Source organism: Arthrobacter sp. DNA4 (assembly GCF_024362385.1).
Taxonomy (GTDB): Bacteria; Actinomycetota; Actinomycetes; order Actinomycetales; family Micrococcaceae; genus Arthrobacter.
In genome coordinates this window covers 2774547-2793217 of the sequence record NZ_CP101466.1, presented here as the reverse complement: position 1 = coordinate 2793217, position 18671 = coordinate 2774547, and the positions used below count along the sequence as shown (strand labels likewise).

Sequence of the window (18671 nt, the reverse complement as noted above, 5' to 3'; positions counted from 1 at the left end):
GGACCGTGAAGGAATCTGCCAGGAGCAGGGCCACATTTGTGTTCATCGCCAGCGTCGTCCGGCCCCTGATGAACGTCATGATGTCCAAAACGTGGGAAGGCACTGAGAAGCTTCCCGCGGGCGGCTTCATTGCCGCGCCCAACCACTGCACCGAAATCGATCCCCTGGTGGTAGGGCACATGCTCTACAACCAGAAGCGGGCCCCGCACTTCCTGGCCAAGGCCGGACTCTTCAAGGTGCCGGGCCTGGGCCCGCTCCTGCGCGCGACCAAGCAGGTGCCCGTGGAGCGTTCGACGGCGGGAGCGAACCGGTCGCTGCAGGTGGCCCAGGAGATTGTGGCTGAGGGCGGCGCAATCATCATCTACCCGGAGGGCACGCTGACCCGCGACCCCGGGCTTTGGCCGATGAAGGGGCACACCGGCGCGGCACGGCTTGCCCTTGAGGGGGGCATCCCTGTGGTGCCCATCGCCCATTGGGGTGCGCACGAGGTCTTCCCCCGGTACGGCAAGCGGTTCCACCTGTTCCCGCGGAAGCGTTCCCGGGTGGTCGTGGGCGATCCCGTGGACCTGAGCGCCTTCAAGGGCCGTCCCCTGGACAAGGCCACACTGAGCGAGGCCACCGAACTCATCATGGATGCCATCACGGAGCTCCTGGCGGGACTGCGCGGTGAGCAGCCTCCCGCGGAACGCTGGGATCCGGCCAAGCAGCAGCAGGCCAAGCACGGGCGGTTCGTGGAACGCGGGCAGCAGCCAGGCGCAGAAACGGAAGCGCAGTGACCGCTGACGCAAAGCCGGGAGCGGCCCGCACAGTGGCCGTCCTCGGTGCAGGATCATGGGGAACAACGTTCGCGAAGATCCTGGCCGACGCCGCCCTTGCCACCGGTACGCCGCGCGCCATCAAGCTGTGGGGCAGGCGCGCCGAAGTGGTGGAAGAGATCAACACCAGCCACCGCAACAGCGACTACCTCAAGGACATCGTCCTGCCGGAGAGCATCACGGCGTCAACCGACGTCCGGGAGGTCCTGACAGGGGCGGAGCTGGTGGTGGTGGCCGTTCCGGCCCAGTCGCTGCGTCCCCAGCTGCGGGAGTGGAAGGACATGATCGCCCCCGGGGCCGTCGTCGTCTCCCTCATGAAAGGCCTGGAGCTGGGAACTGATGCCCGGATGAGTGAGGTCATCGGCCAGGAACTGGGTCTGCCGCAGGAGCGCATCGCGGTCGTCTCGGGCCCCAACCTCGCCATGGAAATTGCCCGTGAGGAACCCACCGCGTCCGTTGTGGCGTGCACGGATTCCGCGACGGCTGGCTGGCTTGCCAGGAGCTGCACCGCCCCTTACTTCCGCCCGTACACCACGGCGGACGTCGTCGGCGTCGAAATTGGCGGCATCGTCAAGAATGTCATCGCACTGGCCGTTGGCATTTGCGAGGGCAGGCAGATGGGGGACAACACCAAGGCCTCGGTGATTACCCGGGGACTTGCGGAAACATCCCGCCTTGCGCTGGCGCTGGGCGGCGAAGCGAAAACCATGGCCGGGCTCGCAGGGCTTGGCGACCTCGTGGCGACGTGTTCCTCCGCGCTGTCCCGGAACCACACTGCCGGCCGGCTGCTGGGACAGGGCCTGACGCTGGAGGAGGTGGGCCGGAAGATGACCCAGACCGCCGAAGGCATCAAGTCCGGCCAGGCCGTCCATGAACTTGCCGGCAAGCTCGGCGTCGAAATGCCCATTACTGCCGCCGTCGTGGCGGTGCTGGCAGGCAAGCTGTCCGTTGACCAACTGGGGCCGGTTCTGCTGTCCCGGGAATTGAAACCTGAAGGCGATTACTGACCATGTCCCAAGACAAACCCACCACAGGCCAAACGGTCCCCACCAGGAAGCCGCGCGTTGCCGTGCTTTTTGGCGGCCGTTCCAGCGAGCACGCCGTGAGCTGCGTCACGGCGGCAGGTGTGCTGGGTGCCATCAACAAGGACAAGTACGAGGTCATCCCCATCGGGATCGCCAAGACCGGCCAGTGGGTTCTCGCCCCCGCCGAAACGGCCCAATGGTCCCTGGCGGCATCATCGCTCCCGGAAGTTGTGCCGTCGTCGGAGACCGTAACCCTGGCCGAGATCGGCGGGGAACACCAGCTGATCGTGGCCTCGCCCAACCAGGTTCCCCAGGAACTGGGCGCCGTTGACGTGGTTTTCCCGCTGCTGCACGGCCCGTTCGGCGAGGACGGCACCATCCAGGGCCTCTTGGAGCTCTCGGATACGCGCTACGTCGGCGCCGGGGTCCTGGCATCGGCCGTCGGCATGGACAAGCACTACATGAAGGTGGTCTTCGAAGCTGCCGGGCTGCACGTGGGCCCGTATGTGGTTGTGACCGACCGGCAATGGCGCAAGGACCCGGAAGCTGTGCGTAAACAGGTGGACCGCCTAGGGTTCCCCGTCTTCGTCAAGCCGGCCCGTGCCGGGTCCTCGATGGGCATTTCGAAAGTCGACTCCCTCGAGGGGCTGGACGCCGCCATCGAGGAAGCCCGCCGCCACGACCTCAAGCTCGTGATCGAAGCCGGCATAGTTGGACGCGAAATCGAGTGCGCGGTCCTGGAGGGCCGGGGCACGGATGCGCCACGGACATCGATGCCCGGCGAAATCTCCGTCGCCGGGGGTACCCACGAGTTCTACGACTTCAACGCCAAGTACGTGGAGGATGACGCCGCAGCACTGAGCTGCCCGGCCGACATGCCTGCGGAAGCCATTTCCCGGGTCCGTGAGCTGGCGGCAGCCGCCTTTGACGCAGTCGGGGCCGAGGGACTCAGCCGGGTGGACTTCTTCTACACGCCCGAGGGCGAATTGATCATCAATGAGATCAACACCATGCCCGGCTTCACCCCGAAGAGCATGTATCCCCAGATGTGGGCGGCAACAGGTTTGGGCTACGCCGACCTCATCGACGAACTGATCTACCTGGCGCTGAACCGCAACACCGGACTCCGCTGATCCCCACCGGCACCCTAACCTCGCTCCGCTTCGGCCAGGGAACCCTGCCGGCGTGGGCCCACCCACCGGCACCCTAACCTCGCTCCGCTCGGCCAGGGAACCCTGCCGGCGTGGGCCCACCCACCGGCACCCTAACCTCGCTCCGCTTCGGCCAGGGAACCCTGCCGGCGTGGGCCCTCACCGGCCGGTTACTGGCTCTTGGGCAGGTTCTGCAGATCCTCCTGGCCTACGCAGTTCCGTGACGACGGAACCTTGCTTACCGCTGCTGCCAGGTCCGCCAGCACTGTCGCGGAGCTGATCTTGTCCGGGTCCATCAGGACCTCCGTTGCGGGTTCCCTGCCGTAGGTGGTCAGCGTCCACACGGGGTCGCCTTCCTTGATCACCCAGTCGATTCCGTTGACGGTGACGCAGCGGTCGGTCGTCGGCCCCGGAACGTTGACGCCGCAACGGAGAATGACAAGGGACGGATCGCCCCAGGCAGCGGTGGCCTGGCTGTTTGTCTTCCGCAGTTTGGAATCGCCTATGGCATCAGGCAGGGCCACCATCATGGGCGCGCACGCCGGGTTGGCGGCGTCCTTGGCGGCGGTGACATCAACGGCGGGGGAGCAGGCAGCCAGTGAAAGGGCGGCAATTGCCCCAACTGCCGCGATCCTGGCGGCGCGGGCGGACAGGGGCAGCTGGGGATGGTGCATGCTTCCAGCCTATCGCCGCCGCAGTCCCCGTCCGGACACAATGTCGGCCCGGCACGGTAGCGTAGTGGCGTGCCTGAAGACCTCCGTAACCGCGTTGACCGCCAGCCCACCGTGGCCGGCTTTTCCGAAGCCGACCTGCTGGCCCGGATCTTTCCGCGCCTGCATATGGAGGGCGGCCACAACTCGAGCACGCTCCTCGGCCCGGGGGATGATGCCGCCATCGTCGCTGCTCCGGATGGGAAGACCGTCATCAGCATCGACACCCAGGTCCAGGACCAGGATTTCCGGCTCCTGTGGCCCAACGGCTACCGCACCACCGGGTTCGACGTCGGCTGGAAGGCCGCGGCACAGAACCTTAGCGACATCAACGCCATGGGTGCGCATGCCACATCCCTGGTGGTCAGCCTCACGCTTCCCGTTGACACGCCGGTCCGCTGGGTGGAGGACCTGGCAGACGGGCTGACGGCCGGAATCCGGGAACTCGGGGCAGTCCACTGTTCCGTGGCGGGTGGCGACCTTGGCCGGGGCCGGGAAATTTCGGTGACTGCTGCGGTCCTGGGAACCCTCGACGGCGGGCGGCCCGTCCTCCGGTCCGGCGCACGGCCCGGGGACATCCTCGCGCTGGCCGGAACCGTCGGCCACGCGGCAGCGGGCCTGGCCCTGCTCGAATCGGGCGTGCCGCTGGACTCCCTCACCCCTGCAGAGCAGGCCTTTGTGGACCTGCAGTGCCGTCCGCGGCCGCCGTTGGAAGCCGGCCCGGCAGCCCGCGCGGCAGGTGCCACGGCGATGCTGGATATCTCGGACGGACTCCTGCGCGACGGGAAGCGGCTGGCCACCGCCAGCCATGTCGCGGTGGTCCTCGACCCAGCGCGTCTTACCCAGTTGGCGGACCTGCTGGGCCCTGCTGCGGCGCGGCTGCGAGCAGATGCGGCACCGTGGGTCCTGGGCGGCGGGGAGGACCACGGGCTGCTGGCCACATTCCCGGCCGGCGTTCAGCTGCCACCCGGATTCACTGCGATAGGCTCGATACATGCACTCGGCACCGACGAAGGCCCGGGTGTCCTGATAGCTGGCCGGGCCGCGGACACCGGGGGATGGGATCACTTTGCACACTAAGGTTGCCGCCAACGCGCTGGCGATGAAGAGGTGGCTGGGCAAGGCTGAAACTGCCCTGGGAAACCACAGCGACCGGCTCAACGCCATCAACATTTTCCCGGTCGCTGACGGTGATACCGGCACCAACCTCTACCTCACGGTCCGCGCTGCCGCCCGGTCGCTGGTGCTGGACGCGGACCAGCCGGCCCCCGTGGACGTCGGGGAAGTCCTCTCCAAGGCCGGGCAGGCAGCCATGGAAGAGGCCAGGGGAAATTCCGGAACCCTGTTTTCGGTTTTCCTGTGTGCTGCTGCCGAACCACTGGCCGGGCACACCCGGCTGACGTCCACCCTCCTGTCGGCAGCCCTGAACCGTGCCCAGATCCGCGCCTGGTCTGCGCTGAGTGATCCCGTTCCGGGAACCATGCTTTCGGTGATGGAGGCGGCAGCCCGTGCGGCTGGGGCTGTGGACGACGGCCAGGACGGCGATGACAGCAACCACGCCCTGGGCCTCGCGCTGGACGCAGCGGTGGAGGGGGCCCTGGCCGCCGTGATCCACACCGAGGAGCAGCTTGATGCGCTCCAGTCTGCCCGGGTGGTGGATGCCGGCGGTGTGGGGATGCTGCTGATCCTCGACTGCCTCCGCTCAGCCGTCATGGGGCAGGAACTGCAGGGCGAGCTCCTCGACGGCCTGCACGGCTACGATGTCTCCGATCCTCACATCCACACCTCCCTGCCGGACGACGACGGCGTGGAAGTCATGTGCACCATCAGCCTTTCGCCCTTGAACGCCGCAACCCTCCGGCAGCGGCTGGACGAGATTGGCGAGTCCGTGATCATGAGCCAGGTTGGCAACGGGCCGGACGCCGAAGGAAACTACCGGTGGCGGGTCCACGTGCACGTGCCGGAGGCTGCCCCGGCTGCTGCAATTATCCGCTCGCTGGGCGAACCTTCCCAGATCACCATCAGCGAACTGGCCCTGCCCAGGGATCCTGATGCGGATGCGGTGAACACTGGCGGGCATGAACGCTGAGCTGGAACTGGCCCTGGAGCGGCGGATCGGGAAGCGTTCGGCGGCAGTCATTGAGAAACATCTCGGCATAACCACCGTGGAGGGCCTCCTTAACTACTTCCCGCGCCGTTACATGAGCCGCGGTGAGCTCACGCCCATCACGGAGCTTCCTTTGGATGAGGAGGTCACCCTCATTGCCAGGGTTCTGTCCAGCAGCACCCGGCATATGCAGGCACGGCGCGGGACCATCACCGACGTCATCGTTTCCGACGACGACGGGCAGCAGGGGCTTCGCCTGGTGGGTGGCCGGGATTACACCGGAAAAGTTCCGGGGACCCTCAAAATCAGCTTCTTCAACGGGTTCAAGGCGAAAAACGAACTCCTGCAGGGACGCCGTGCCCTGTTTTCGGGCAGGGTTACCAGTTTTAAAGGGAAGCTTGGGCTCACCAACCCGGACTTCCAGCTCCTGGACGAAGATCCCTTCAGCGACGGGGGCCAGGATCCCGAAAAGCTTGCGGCCATGCCCATTCCGGTCTATCCGGCCACGGCCAAACTGCCCAGCTGGAAGATCCAGAAGGTGATCGCGACGCTGCTTGAGACCTCGGACCTTGGCGCGGTGCCGGACCCGGTGCCCCCGGTGGTCGCGGCCCGGGAAGACTTCCTGCCCGTGGCCGACGCCTACCGCCTCATCCACGTGCCTGAAACCGCCGCCGACTGGAAGCGTGCACGCGACCGGTTCCGTTACCAGGAAGCCCTGGTGCTGCAGTCAGCGCTTGCCAGGCGCCGGGCCCAGCTCGCCGCTGAGGAAGCCACCGCCCGGCGCCCTGTCGGAGAAGGCATTTTGGCCGCCTTCGACCAGGCGCTGCCCTTCACCCTCACGGCCGGCCAGGCCGCCGTCGGCAGGACCCTCGCAGGGGAGCTGGCGCAGGACACGCCCATGAACCGCCTGCTCCAGGGCGAAGTGGGCTCCGGAAAGACCGTCGTGGCCTTGCGGGCCATGCTCCAGGTAGTGGACGCCGGCGGCCAGGCCGCGCTCCTGGCCCCCACCGAAGTGCTCGCAGCCCAGCACTACGACTCCATCCGCCGCACCCTGGGTTCGCTCTCCAGCGACGGACTCCTTGGCGGCCTGGCCGGAAGCAACGGGCCATCCGTGCAGGTCACGCTGTTAACCGGATCCATGCCCACGGCGGCACGGAAGCAAGCCATGCTGGATGCGGCCTCGGGGACGGCAGGGATCATCATCGGCACCCACGCCCTCCTCAGCGACAACGTCTCGTTCTACGACCTCGGCCTGATCGTGGTGGACGAGCAGCACCGCTTCGGCGTGGAACAGCGCGATGCCCTGCGGGCCAAGGCCCGGAAGCCGCCGCATCTGCTGGTCATGACCGCCACGCCCATTCCGCGCACCGTGGCAATGACCGTGTTTGGTGACCTCGAAACCTCCACCCTCGATGAACTGCCCAAAGGCAGGGCCCCCATCACCACCCATCTCGTGGGCCTCGCGGAGAACCCTGCCTGGGCGGCACGGATCTGGGCACGCGCCCGGGAGGAAATCGACGCTTACCACCAGGTGTACGTGGTCTGTCCCAAGATCGGAACCGACGACGACGGCGACTTCAGCCCCGGGGAGGCCGCACCACCGGGCGTGGAGGCGGAGGAGGCCAGGGAACTCGCGTCCGTCACCGCCGTCATGGACCACCTGCTGGCTGAGTCCTCATTGGCGGGAGTTCCGCTGGCTCCCCTTCACGGGCGCCAGGACCCCGAGTTGAAAACGGACACCATGGCCGGGTTCACCGCCAACCGCATCAAACTGCTCGTCTCCACCACCGTGATCGAAGTGGGGGTGGACGTGCACAACGCCACCCTGATGGTGATCCTGGACGCCGACAGGTTCGGGATCTCCCAGCTGCACCAGCTTCGCGGGCGTGTGGGCCGTGGTGGGCTGCCGGGGACCTGCCTGTTGGTCACCGCCCTTGAACCCGGCCATCCCAGCCGGCGGCGGCTGGAGGCCGTGGCTGCAACCACGGACGGTTTTGTTCTGTCGCAGGAAGACCTTAAGCTGCGGCGCGAGGGCGATATCCTTGGTGCTTCCCAGTCCGGCGGCCGGTCCACCCTTAAGCTGCTGCGGGTCCTCGAACACGAAGACGTGATAGCCCGGGCCAGGGACGACGCCCAGGCAATCGTCGGCGGTGACCCGTTGCTGACCGGCCACCCCGGCCTCGCCGATGCCATTGAGCAGTACCTCAACCCCGAGAAGGAGGCGTTCCTTGAACGCGGTTAGCAACGAGGGCGCAGCGGGCGCCGCCGGGTCACGGTGGACGCCGTGACGCGGATCATCGCCGGGGCCGCCGGCGGCACACCGCTGGCAGCTGTTCCCGGATCGTTGACCCGCCCTACGACGGACCGGGTCAAGGAAGCGCTGTTCTCCCGCCTCGATGCTTTTGGCGTGATCGCCGGCGCCCGGGTGCTGGATCTTTATGCCGGTTCCGGTGCCCTGGGCGTGGAAAGCGGCAGCAGGGGAGCGCGGGCGGTGGACCTGGTCGAGTCGGAAGCCAAGGCCAGCGCCGTGTGCCAGCGCAACGCGGACCTCATCAATGGAGTGCTGGGCCAGAAAACCGTTACCGTCCACCGCTCAAAGGTGGAGCCGTTCCTTGACCGCGCTGCACCAACGGGCGCCTGGGACCTGGTGTTCCTGGACCCGCCGTATCCGTTGGAGGACGGAACGCTGTCAGCGGTGCTGCAGAAGCTTGCGGCCCACCTTGGCCCCGGAGCCGTGGTGGTGGTGGAACGCTCCTCGCGGTCACCGGAACCGGGCTGGCCGGTGGGGATGACCAGGTTCGCCGAAAAGAAATACGGGGAGACCAGGCTGTGGTTCGCGGAGCCGTTCGTTCCCGACGCCATCGCCCCCGGTGACCTGGCCGACGGTGACCTTGCTGACGCTGACGGGGCTGAGTCCCCGGGCGCCTAGGCCGAGAAAGGGTCCAGGTCCACTCCGGCCAGGACCCTTGCGGGGTGGGGGCCCCGCGCTGTCAGCTCAGCTGTCCACGATTCCGGCCACGGGCCCTGGGTTCCCGCAAGGATGATGTTTCCCGGATACCTGCCCTGGAACATGCCGGCCTCGGCAACGGCGCCCACATCGGCCATGGCCCCGCGCATCGCCGCCACCTGGCTCCTGACGAGGGTGAGCGCCGGTTCGTCGCCCACATTCACGATCAGGAGCCCTTCCGGGCCCAGGCGTTCCCTGGCCTCGCGGTAGAAACCGCTGTTGGCTATGTGCTCCGGTGCCTCAGGGCCGGAGAAGATGTCCAGGATCACGACGTCGAAGGTGAGGCCCGGGTCAAGCGCACCGAGTGCTTCGCGGGCATCGCCGATGACGGTGGTCAGGTTCGTCCCTTCGGGCATCGGCAGGTGCCGCAGGACAAAGTCCAGCAGTTCACGTTCCAGCTCCACCGCGTACTGGGTTGAGCCCGGACGGGTGGCCTGGATGTACCGCGCCAGTGTCAGAGCCCCTGCTCCAAGGTGGAGCGCCCTGATCTGTTCCCCTGCCGGTGCCGCCAGATCCACCAGGTGCCCGATCCGGCGAAGGTACTCGTAGAAGATGTCCTCCGGCCGGTCAAGGTTGACGTGTGACTGTTCAGCGCCGCCGATGCTGAGGACGTAGCCGCCATCGGTAAAGGCGTCGGGTTCGATCGTGGCGTGCTGGCCGGTGGTCCGCAGGAAGCGGCTGGCGGCACCGCCGCCGCGGCCGGACATCAGAGCCTGCCGCGCAGGGTTGCCAGCCGCTCGGCGGCATCCTCCAGGACTTCCGTCTTCTTGCAGAAGGCAAAGCGGAGCAGGCTTCGTGTCCGTTCGGCGCCTTCCGGGTGGCAGAAGACCGGAACTGGGATGGCGGCGACCCCCACCAGTGCCGGCAGTCGCCGGGCCAGGTCCAGCGCATCCGTGATGCCCAGCGGAGCTGTATTTACATTGACGAAGTAGGTTCCCTGCGGAGTAAAGACGTCAAAGCCCGCAGCCCGGAGCCCTGCGCTGAGAATGTCCCGCTTCTGCTCCAGAGCAGAGGCGATGCCGGTGTAGAACCCATCCGGCAGGGCCAGTCCCTGGGCGATCGCTGCCTGGAAGGGTGTGCCTGAACTGTAGGTGAGGAACTGCTTTACCGTTCGGACCGCCGCGACCAGCTCCTCGGGGCCGCTCAGCCAGCCGATCTTCCAGCCGGTGAGGGAAAACGTCTTGCCGGCGGAGGAAATGGTGATGGTCCGGGCAGCGGCGCCCGGAAGGGTGGCTACCGGGATATGGCTCACGCCGAAGGTGAGGTGCTCGTACACTTCGTCGGTGATGATGATGCTTTCGTGCTTGGCTGCAAGGTCCACCACCCGCTGCAGGACAGCGGGCGGAAAGACGGCGCCGGTGGGATTGTGCGGGTTGTTCAGCAGCACCACGCGCGTCCGTTCGCTGAAGGCTGCCTCCACCGCGGCCAGGTCCGGCATGAAGTCCGGGGCCGCCAGGGGGACGGTGGTGTGGGTGGCTCCGGAAAGTCCAATCACCGCGCCGTAGGAGTCGTAGAACGGTTCAAACGTGAGGACCTCGTCGCCCGGCCCGGCGAACGCCAGCAAGGAGGCGGCGATGCCCTCGGTAGCCCCGGTAGTGATGATGACTTCCGTTGCCGGGTCCGGCGCCAGCCCGTAAAAGCGCTCCTGGTGCGACGCCACCGCCTCCCGGAGTTCCGGAAGGCCCTTGCCCGGCGCATACTGGTTGGCCCCGGCAGCAATGGCCGCCCGCGCCGCATGCCTGATTTCCGCCGGCCCGTCCTCATCGGGGAAGCCCTGTCCCAGGTTGATGGCGCCCGTCTGGACGGCCAGGGTGGTCATCTCTTCGAAGATGGTGACTCCGAGTCCGCCGTCCGGCGCCAGGAGGTTTGCTCCGAGCGCGGTGCGCTGCCAGGGAGCAGGTGCCAGGGGGGTGGAAAGATCCCGGGGTGGATGCATCCAGCCATGGTATCCCGGCCTTTCCATGCGGTAGGTTCGGAGCATGAGACGCGCTGTGTGCCCCGGATCCTTCGACCCCATCCACAACGGCCATCTCGAAGTCATTGCGCGGGCTGCCGGGCTGTTCGACGAGGTTATCGTGGCCATCTCCACCAACTACGCGAAGAAGTACATGTTCACCCTGGAGGAACGGCTGGAAATGGCACGGGAGACCCTGGCGCTGCTCAAGGGCATCGTGGTGGAACCCGTGGGCGAGGGGCTCCTGGCGGAGTACTGCCGCCAGAGGGGCGTCTCCGCCATCGTCAAAGGGCTCCGGTCGTCGTCGGACTTTGACTACGAGCTTCCCATGGCCACCATGAACCGGCAGTTGAGCGGGGTGGAGACAGTTTTCCTCCCGGCAGAGGCCAGCTACGTCCATCTGTCCTCCACCCTGATCAAGGAAGTGGCTGTCCTGGGCGGCAGCGTCTCGGACTATGTGCCCCGGTCGGTGCACCGGCGCATGGTTTCCGGCGAGCCTTCGCCGGATCAGCAGCCGAAGCGGTAGGCTGGATCGGTACTTCGGCGCTGCCCGCTGCCGGTTTGAGTCACCATGGCTCTTCAGGCTAAGATGGTACGTCGGTCATATGTTCAACAGGAGTTCTCATTAACAGAGATGCTGGTTCGCCCCTGGCGTTCGACGTCAAGGACCTCGGGCGCAGCCCGGGAAGCATGCGGACACTGAAGGAACATGTACCCGCACCGGGTGATCTTGGTGTGGCGCTCATTGGTGTTCAGGAAGGCTCGGATGTCGAGTTCGACCTGAGACTGGAGGCCGTACACGAAGGAATTCTGGTATCAGGAACCGTTATCGCCGAAGTAACCGGCGAGTGCGGCCGATGCCTGGATCCCCTTGCGTATGACCTTGAGGTCAATGTGCAAGAACTTTTCTTCTACGAGGGCACTGCGCTCTCGGACGGAGAAGAAGATGAAGAGCAACGTCGAGTCGAGCACGATGTAATCGATCTTGAACCGGTGTTGCGGGACGCAGTTGTCACCAATCTGCCGTTCCAGCCGGTGTGCCGGGAAGACTGCCAGGGCCTTTGCTCCGAATGTGGAGCTCGCCTGGAAGACGAGCCGGGGCACCACCACGAGGTCCTGGATCCTCGCTGGGCTGCCCTAGCTGATATGGCTAAGCCTGACCGGCAAAATTGATTTGTACGTGTTTGTCTAGAGAGAAATGAGTTAGCCGTGGCTGTTCCCAAGCGGAAAATGTCTCGCTCGAATACCCGCGCCCGCCGCTCGCAGTGGAAGGCGACCGCCCCCCACCTGGTGAAGACCGTTGAGAACGGCCAGGTCACCTACAGCCTGCCGCACCAGGCAAAGGTCGTTACCGACTCTGCTGGCACCGCGCTGTTCCTTGAGTACAAGGGCCGCAAGGTCGCTGACGTCTAATCGGCCCCAACAGGCTGACTGATGTCTTCAACTGAAGAGCTTCTGAAGCGTCTCGGTGTCACTATTGACGCCGGGACGCTTCGTCTTGCGCTTACCCACCGCTCGTACGCATACGAGAACGGCGGTATCCCCACCAACGAGCGCCTCGAGTTCCTGGGCGACTCCATCCTGGGCTTTTCCGTCACTGATGCCCTGTACCGGGACAACCCGGACCTGCCCGAAGGCGAACTCGCCAAGCGCCGGTCCGCCGTCGTCAGCACCCGCGCCCTTGCGGGCATCGGACGCAGCCTGGGCATTGGTGAGTACATCTACCTGGGCCAGGGCGAGAAACTCACCCACGGCAAAAACAAGGCGTCCATCCTCGCGGACACCATGGAGGCCCTCATCGGGGCAACCTACGTCTCCAACGACATCGAGACCGCGCGGCAGTTGGTCATGCGGCTGGTTGGGCCGCTGCTGAAGGATGCCGCTGTCCTGGGCGCCGGCACCGACTGGAAGACCAGTATCCAGGAACTCGCGGCCAGCCGGCAGCTGGGCAGCATCCACTACGCAGTGGATGGCTCCGGCCCGGACCATGCCCGCACCTTCACCGCTGTGCTGAACATCGGTGGAACGGCCTACGGCAAGGGCTCCGGGCATTCCAAGAAGGAAGCGGAGCAGGAAGCCGCGGCCGACGCCTGGCGTGTACTTTCGGGTGCCGAGACACGGAGTGCAGCCGGCACGTCCGCGGGCTCAGTCACCGCCAAGTAGTGTTCCGTGCCTGAACTGCCCGAGGTCGAAGTGGTGCGCCGCGGCCTTGTGAGCTGGGTCCGCGGCCGGACCATCAGTGCTGTCGACGTCCTCGATCCGCGCTCCGTCCGGCGCCATGCCCTTGGGCCCGGGGACTTTGTCGGCAACCTCCAGGGTGCCACGGTGTCCGACGTCGTGCGCCGCGGCAAATTCCTCTGGATGCCGCTGACGGACGGCCTCGCTGCACCGGAAAATCCTGAAACCGCGCCGGTGCCGGAAGTGGCACTCATTGCACACCTGGGCATGAGCGGGCAACTTTTGATGCAGGATCCGGACGTCCCCGATGAAAAGCATCTCAAGGTCCGCCTCCGCCTCAGTCCACGGGAGGGCATGCCTGACCAGTTGCGGTTCGTGGACCAGCGGATCTTCGGCGGCCTGTTCGTCACCGCTTTAGTACCCACGGACGACGGCGGCCCCGGCGGCCTGGCAGAGTCCCCCCTTCCGCTGATCGCCGCGGAAGCGGCCCACATCGCGCGCGACCCCCTGGACCCGTCCTTTTCCTTCGACCTCTTCTACCAGCGCCTCCGCAAGCGCAAGACCGGGCTGAAGCGGGCACTGCTTGACCAGGGGCTGGTGTCCGGCATTGGAAACATCTACGCCGACGAAGCTCTGTGGCGCGCCCGCCTGCATTTCGCCCGGCCCACCGACACCCTTCGCCGCAGCGAGGCGCGGCGCGTCCTGGACAGCGCCCGGGAGGTCATGCTCGATGCCCTCGCCGCAGGAGGAACCAGCTTCGACTCGCTGTACGTCAACGTCAACGGCGCCTCAGGCTACTTTGACCGGTCCCTCAACGCCTATGGCCGCCAGGGCGAGCCCTGCAAGCGGTGCGCCGAAGCGGGGATCAACGCGATCATTCGTCGGGACCAGTTCATGAACCGGTCGTCCCATACCTGCCCGGTCTGCCAGCCACGGCCACGCAACGGGCGCTGGTAACAGCGCCTGCCGCACCCCGAACGCCTGCACTTGGTACGGCGCCGGTAAAACGGCTCAGCGGGAGCGGTAGTAGTCCGCCAGCCGTTCAAGGCCTTCATCGATGGAGACGGCTGGAGTCCAGGCAAGGAGTTCTTGGGTCTCACGCTGATCAAACCAATGGGCCGTGGACAACTGTTCGGCAAGAAACCTGGTCATGGGCGGTTCGTCCTCTTTGCCGAGCCTGAGCCACGCTTTTTCCACCACCGATCCCGCAATCCGGGCAAGCTTTCCCGGTACAGACCACGACGGCGCGGGAACGCGCCCGGCGGCGCAGATGCCGGCAATCAGTTCGCCTACCGGCCGCGGTTCGCCATTGGTGACAACCAATGCCCTCCCGTGGGTGTCACTGATGCGGTCCAGGGCCGCAACGATCGCCGCCGCCGCATTGTCCACGTACGTGGTGTCGATAAGCGCGGCGCCCGCGTCCAGCAGCGGCAGGCGGTTCCGGGCCGCCCGCGCCAGCACGCGTTCCACCAGCTGGGTGTCACCGGGTCCCCAGACCACGTGCGGCCGGACGGCAACGACGCGGAAGCCCGGGGCATCCGCGGCGAGGGCCAAAAGCTCTGCCTGCGCTTTGGTGCGGGCGTAGTCGCCGTGGGCGCGTGCCAGATCGGCCGGTTCTGCGCCGTGTCCTGCGATGGCGGCGCCTGAATTGGCCACCGACGGTGAGGAGACAAACACAAGGTCGCCGACGCCGGCTTCGCGCGCCGCCAGGAGGAGGCGCCGCGTTCCCTCCACGTTCACCCGGTCAAACTCATCGGTGCGACCGGCGAAGGATACTTTGGCCGCGAGGTGGATGACTGCCTCGGCGTCCCTGACGGCAGCCCTGACGGAGGCGTCGTCGGTGAGCGAACCGCAATGGTCCGCCGCGCCGTCGACCCCTGAGGGACGCCGCTGGAAGGTGGTGACAGCATGGCCCTTGCGCACCAGCAGCCCTGCCACTTCCCGCCCCAGCATGCCGCTCGCCCCGGTGACCAGGATTTTCATGGCGCCACCCGCCCACCGGCCAGCACTGACGAGGCCCATTGGGCCAGCCGCGACCTGTCGATCTTTGCGTTGTGGCGGATGTCGGTCGGCTGCGCGGGAACAACCAGGACTGCCGCCACGGACACGCCTGCCCCTGGGCGGCGCTCCGTACCTTCCCGGCCAGTTCCGTGCCCGCAGGGCCCTTACGGGCGGCCGGGACGGTTTCGACGACGGCGGCGATGGCCTGGGTGCCCGCGGGCCCCACGCCCACGACGGCTGCCATCCGGATACCGTCCAGCCGTTCGATGGCCTGTTCGGCGCCGACCGGAGTGACCACTCCGGGGGCGCCGTGATGATGTGTGCCAGGCGCCCTTCCACCCACAGGCGGCCGTCGGCGTCGAAATGGCCCACATCGCCTGTGCGGTGCCAGCCGGCCGGCCCGGCGCTCGCCCGCCCAGTCAGCCAAAGCCTGTCGTAGCCGTCCTTGACGTGCGGCGCGCTGACCAGGATTTCCCCCGTCACCCCCGGTTCGGTCACCAGCTCAGCCCCTGGGGCAGTACCGTCGGCCGCCAACGGGATCACGGCTATGCGGGCGCCCTGGACGGGATGCCCCACGCAGACGCCGTTGCCGGCCCCTGGCGTTGTTCCGGCTTCGGCGTCGGCCGCCGCGGCCTGGATCTGTTCAAGGCTGATGTCGGTGACGGGGAGGGCCTCGGTCATGCCGTAGGGGGTATGCAGCGAGGCGGCGGGCAGCAGCCGCTGCACCTCCGCAAGAAGAGGTTCCGGAACCGGTGCGCCGGCAGAGAGCAGCACTTGGACGCGGCAGAGTGCAGCGGTGCCCTCCGGGGTGAGGCCGTCCCGGGTGGCGACGACGTTGCGCAGGGCGGCAGGGGACGCAAAGACCACCGTGGCATCGATGGCCGCTGCAGCATCGGCCAGGGCGCGCGCGGTCAGGGTGCGGGGCGCGGTGACGTCCATGGTAGCGTCACGGACACGGTTCCCAGCGCCGCCCCAGCAAGGCGAACGGCGCAAAGCCTGCAACCAGCTTCTGGCCCGGCTTGATGCCGAAGGTTCCCGCCACGGTGTCCCGCATGGCGGCAAGCTGCCGGTGCGTGTACAGCACGCCCTTGGCGGGACCGGTGGAGCCGGAAGTGAAAAGTACGGCGGCGGGGGAGTCCGCGTCCGGGCTGGAGGCGGGAGCGCCACCGGCAGCGGCACGCCCTGCGCCTGCCCTGGCCAGGGCGGCGAGGGAGGTCTCCACCCCGAGGAGCCGGCGCGGACCTGCCGGCAGGTCCTGCACACTGATGCGCCTGGACGCCCAGCCCAGTGCCCGGGCAGCGGCAAGGGCCTTGTCAATCCCGATCAGGACATCAGGCGTCGCTCCCTTGACCGCCCGGCCCAGCCCCCTGGTCCCCAGGCCGGCGTCGGCAACAACCACCACCGCTCCCAGCCGCAGGCAGGCATACAGGGCCACGGTCAGGTCCACCCCGGGCGGGACCATCAGGCTCACCCGGCTGCCCGGTCCTACTCCCGCCCCCTGCAGGCCTGCGGAGAGGTGCCCGACGCTTTCTTCCAGCTGCCGCCAGGTGAGCGAGCGGGCCACCGTGCCGTCCGGTGCCATTTCGACGACGGCCCTCCCGTCTGCGGACGGGCCGGCGGCGAGCTCCCCAAGAAGCGTCCACAAGGGCGTGAAGCCATTGCCGTTAGCCGGGGCGGCGGTTCCAGTGACCACGTCGGCTTCAGCAACTGCGCCGGCTTCAGCAACACTGTCCCCGCCCTGCCTGACGCGGCCGGCAAGCCAGTCGAAGACCGCCGGCGCGATGTTCCGGTCCTCTGCCACCAGGTGTCCAGCACCCTCGTAGCGGTGCACGTCCGCGTGGGGGAGGCGGGTGAGCAGGTCCTTCAGGTAGCGGTCGGAGAAGATGGGGTCCCGTGGGCCCCACAGCATTAGGACCGGCACCTCAAGGTCCCGCACGCCCTCCGCCACGCCGTTGAGGGCAGCGAAGCTGGGGTGCGACGCGTCAACGGGAATGTCCGCTACGAAGTTGCCCACCCCCGCGCGCCGCGAGGCGCTGCGGTACGGGGCCATGAAGGCGTTCCGCACGTCCGCGGGCAGCGGCGGGTGTGCCAACGAATGCGTCACCCGCAGGAAAGCATCGGTAGTGGTGGTTCCCCACCGGTGCACGGCAGGGTGGAGGGCAAGGCGCAGCGCCGGCGGGATGGGGGAACCGGCGGGCTGGTGGACGGCGGTGTTGGTCAGGACCACGCCGGCCAGCTGGTCGGTGTGGGCCTGCGCCCAGCCGAGGCTGATGACCCCGCCCCAGTCGTGACCCACCGAAACCACCGGCCCTGCCAGGTCCAGGGCGTCGGTCAAGTCGCCCAGGTCGTTGATCCTGTCCGCCAGCCGCCGGAAGGTCCCGGTCCGCTCCGAGAAACCCATGTCCAGCTGGTCCACGGCCACCACGCGCCACGGGTGCGCGTGGTTCGATCCGGCGGCCAGCAGGCTCCGCCACAGGTAGGACCAGGTGGGATTGCCGTGTACGCACAACAGGGTTCCCATGGGAGCCAGGCCGCGGCGTGCCAGTTCCCCGCCATTGTCCAGCAGGTGCCAGCGGCGCATCGTGCCGGGCGAATCAGCCCCCGAGGTGGAGGGGACATCGATGTGGCGCGACCACTCGGCGTTGACGCCCGGCCAGTCCGCGATCACCAAACGATTTCCAGCATTGCGGTGTTCAGGCCGGATCCGACGCCCATGCACAACACCCTGTCACCGCTTCCCAATGACTGCGCCTCGGCCGCGAGTGTCATGGGGAGCGATGCCGGTCCCACGTTGCCCCAGTGCGGGAACGTGATGGGCACCTTGTCCGGGTCCAGATCGATCGCATCGATAATGGCCTGGGTGTAGGCGTTGCTGACCTGGTGCGTGACGTAGCGGTCCATCGCGGTCCAGTCCCATTCGGGCTGGGCTTCCTGCCATGCATCGACCACGAGCTGGAGGCCGCCGTCGAGCAGTCCCTTCGTGTCGGTGTTCATGCCGTCGATGCCGCCCACGCACAACTCGTGGTGCTCGGTGCCGGCGCGCATCACGCCGCCCACCACCCGGTGTGCTCCCGGGTGCTCGTCGGCGGGCCCCAGGACGGCCGCCGCAGCCCCGGACCCCAGCGTCAGCGTGGCGAACTCCCGGTTAAAGTCATCGCGCGTTGTCTCGGGCCGCTGCAGCCGGGCCAGGGTGGCCTCCTGCGTCAGCTGGGCGTCCTCGCCGTTGACAATGACGGCGTACCTTATCTGGCCCGAATCGATCATGTTGGCTGCCAGGGTCAGGGCATTCACGAAGCCCAGGCAGGCGTTGGCAAGGTCGAAGTTCATGGCCGACGACGGCAGGCTCAGGCCGTGGTGGATCTTCACCGCCACTGAGGGTTCAAGGTTGCGCCGGGTCACCGAGGTGTTGATCAGCAGTCCGACCTCCGAGGCTTCGATGCCGGCCTCGGCGAGGGCCTTGGCGCCCGCCTCCACCGCGGCGTCGTCGAACGACGTTCCAGCAGCCCACCACCGGCGGTGCGTGATGCCTGCCACGCGCTCAAGCAGCCGCGGAGGAAACTTGAGGCGCTGCAGGGTCGATGCCAGCCGCCGGTCAAATTCCGTGGAGCTCACGATCCTGGGAGCCTCGACGCTGCTCACCGAGAGCAGCGCGGTGTTGCTGTGGCGGAAGGTTGCATTACCTGCCAATTCAAGCCCCTCTTCGTATTCGTCCCGCGTTCCTGC

At 67.2% G+C, this 18671-nt stretch carries 17 protein-coding genes and 1 pseudogene; 12 read left to right on the top strand and 6 right to left on the bottom strand.

Translation table 11 applies throughout. The features are described 5' to 3' along the window. The first annotated feature begins 5 nt into the window (after positions 1 to 5). The 3 genes from NMQ03_RS12865 to NMQ03_RS12855 are packed head-to-tail and all read left to right on the top strand — an operon-like array spanning position 6 to position 2973. A complete protein-coding gene (locus NMQ03_RS12865; RefSeq protein ID WP_255172521.1) occupies positions 6 to 776 on the top strand; it encodes a 1-acyl-sn-glycerol-3-phosphate acyltransferase in 771 nt (256 codons plus the stop codon). Then, positions 773 to 1822: an NAD(P)H-dependent glycerol-3-phosphate dehydrogenase gene (locus NMQ03_RS12860; protein WP_255172520.1), complete on the top strand. Its 1050-nt coding sequence runs from the start codon at positions 773 to 775 to the stop codon at positions 1820 to 1822. Before NMQ03_RS12865 ends, NMQ03_RS12860 begins: the two co-directional genes overlap by 4 nt. A gap of 2 nt (positions 1823 to 1824) precedes the next feature. Then, a complete protein-coding gene (locus tag NMQ03_RS12855) occupies positions 1825 to 2973 on the top strand; it encodes a D-alanine--D-alanine ligase family protein (protein WP_255172519.1) in 1149 nt (382 codons plus the stop codon). Between the two features lie 188 nt (positions 2974 to 3161). Here NMQ03_RS12855 and NMQ03_RS12850 read toward each other — a convergent pair whose 3' ends face one another. After that, positions 3162 to 3665: a DUF3515 domain-containing protein gene (locus tag NMQ03_RS12850; RefSeq protein WP_255172518.1), complete on the bottom strand. Its 504-nt coding sequence runs from the start codon at positions 3663 to 3665 to the stop codon at positions 3162 to 3164. A 69-nt stretch (positions 3666 to 3734) separates the two neighbouring features. Here NMQ03_RS12850 and thiL point away from each other — a divergent pair, with 69 nt between their 5' ends. Genes thiL through rsmD form a run of 4 tightly spaced genes read left to right on the top strand, consistent with a single transcriptional unit; the run spans position 3735 to position 8737 of the window. Next, positions 3735 to 4781: a thiamine-phosphate kinase gene (thiL, locus tag NMQ03_RS12845; protein ID WP_255172517.1), complete on the top strand. Its 1047-nt coding sequence runs from the start codon at positions 3735 to 3737 to the stop codon at positions 4779 to 4781. Positions 4782 to 4803: 22 nt separating this feature from the next. After that, entirely contained in the window at positions 4804 to 5790 is a 987-nt protein-coding gene (locus NMQ03_RS12840) for a DAK2 domain-containing protein (RefSeq protein WP_255175606.1), read from the top strand. After that, on the top strand, positions 5780 to 8050 hold the full coding sequence (locus NMQ03_RS12835) for an ATP-dependent DNA helicase RecG (protein ID WP_255172516.1): 2271 nt from the start codon (positions 5780 to 5782) through the stop codon (positions 8048 to 8050). Before NMQ03_RS12840 ends, NMQ03_RS12835 begins: the two co-directional genes overlap by 11 nt. A 42-nt stretch (positions 8051 to 8092) precedes the next feature. Beyond that, a complete protein-coding gene (gene rsmD / locus NMQ03_RS12830; protein ID WP_255172515.1) occupies positions 8093 to 8737 on the top strand; it encodes a 16S rRNA (guanine(966)-N(2))-methyltransferase RsmD in 645 nt (214 codons plus the stop codon). Here the strand turns inward: rsmD and NMQ03_RS12825 are convergent. Continuing rightward, positions 8734 to 9522 (bottom strand): spermidine synthase, encoded by a 789-nt coding sequence (locus NMQ03_RS12825; RefSeq protein WP_255172514.1) that lies wholly within the window; start codon positions 9520 to 9522, stop codon positions 8734 to 8736. The genes rsmD and NMQ03_RS12825 overlap by 4 nt on opposite strands. Beyond that, on the bottom strand, positions 9522 to 10751 hold the full coding sequence (locus NMQ03_RS12820) for an aminotransferase class I/II-fold pyridoxal phosphate-dependent enzyme (RefSeq protein WP_255172513.1): 1230 nt from the start codon (positions 10749 to 10751) through the stop codon (positions 9522 to 9524). Before NMQ03_RS12820 ends, NMQ03_RS12825 begins: the two co-directional genes overlap by 1 nt. Positions 10752 to 10794: 43 nt before the next feature. Here NMQ03_RS12820 and coaD point away from each other — a divergent pair, with 43 nt between their 5' ends. The 5 genes from coaD to mutM all read left to right on the top strand — a co-directional run bounded on the left by coaD (position 10795) and on the right by mutM (position 13904). Continuing rightward, positions 10795 to 11295 (top strand): pantetheine-phosphate adenylyltransferase, encoded by a 501-nt coding sequence (gene coaD / locus NMQ03_RS12815; RefSeq protein WP_255172512.1) that lies wholly within the window; start codon positions 10795 to 10797, stop codon positions 11293 to 11295. A 122-nt stretch (positions 11296 to 11417) separates the two neighbouring features. Further along, entirely contained in the window at positions 11418 to 11942 is a 525-nt protein-coding gene (locus NMQ03_RS12810; protein ID WP_255175605.1) for a DUF177 domain-containing protein, read from the top strand. A gap of 36 nt (positions 11943 to 11978) precedes the next feature. Continuing rightward, a complete protein-coding gene (gene rpmF / locus NMQ03_RS12805; RefSeq protein WP_009356569.1) occupies positions 11979 to 12182 on the top strand; it encodes a 50S ribosomal protein L32 in 204 nt (67 codons plus the stop codon). A gap of 21 nt (positions 12183 to 12203) precedes the next feature. Then, positions 12204 to 12932, top strand: coding sequence for a ribonuclease III (gene rnc / locus NMQ03_RS12800; RefSeq protein WP_255172511.1), 729 nt, complete (start codon positions 12204 to 12206; stop codon positions 12930 to 12932). 6 nt (positions 12933 to 12938) lie between these two features. After that, positions 12939 to 13904: a bifunctional DNA-formamidopyrimidine glycosylase/DNA-(apurinic or apyrimidinic site) lyase gene (gene mutM / locus NMQ03_RS12795; protein ID WP_255172510.1), complete on the top strand. Its 966-nt coding sequence runs from the start codon at positions 12939 to 12941 to the stop codon at positions 13902 to 13904. Positions 13905 to 13958: 54 nt separating this feature from the next. Here mutM and NMQ03_RS12790 read toward each other — a convergent pair whose 3' ends face one another. The 3 genes and pseudogenes from NMQ03_RS12790 to NMQ03_RS12780 form a co-directional block, all read right to left on the bottom strand. Continuing rightward, complete coding sequence (locus NMQ03_RS12790) at positions 13959 to 14930, bottom strand: NAD(P)-dependent oxidoreductase (RefSeq protein ID WP_255172509.1); 972 nt, start codon at positions 14928 to 14930, stop codon at positions 13959 to 13961. Further along, positions 14927 to 17619 (bottom strand): annotated as a pseudogene (locus NMQ03_RS12785) (alpha/beta fold hydrolase). Before NMQ03_RS12785 ends, NMQ03_RS12790 begins: the two are co-directional and overlap by 4 nt. Continuing rightward, complete coding sequence (locus NMQ03_RS12780) at positions 17613 to 18635, bottom strand: 3-oxoacyl-ACP synthase III (protein WP_255172508.1); 1023 nt, start codon at positions 18633 to 18635, stop codon at positions 17613 to 17615. The pseudogene NMQ03_RS12785 and the gene NMQ03_RS12780 overlap by 7 nt, the downstream one beginning before the upstream one ends. Between the last annotated feature and the right edge of the window lie 36 nt (positions 18636 to 18671).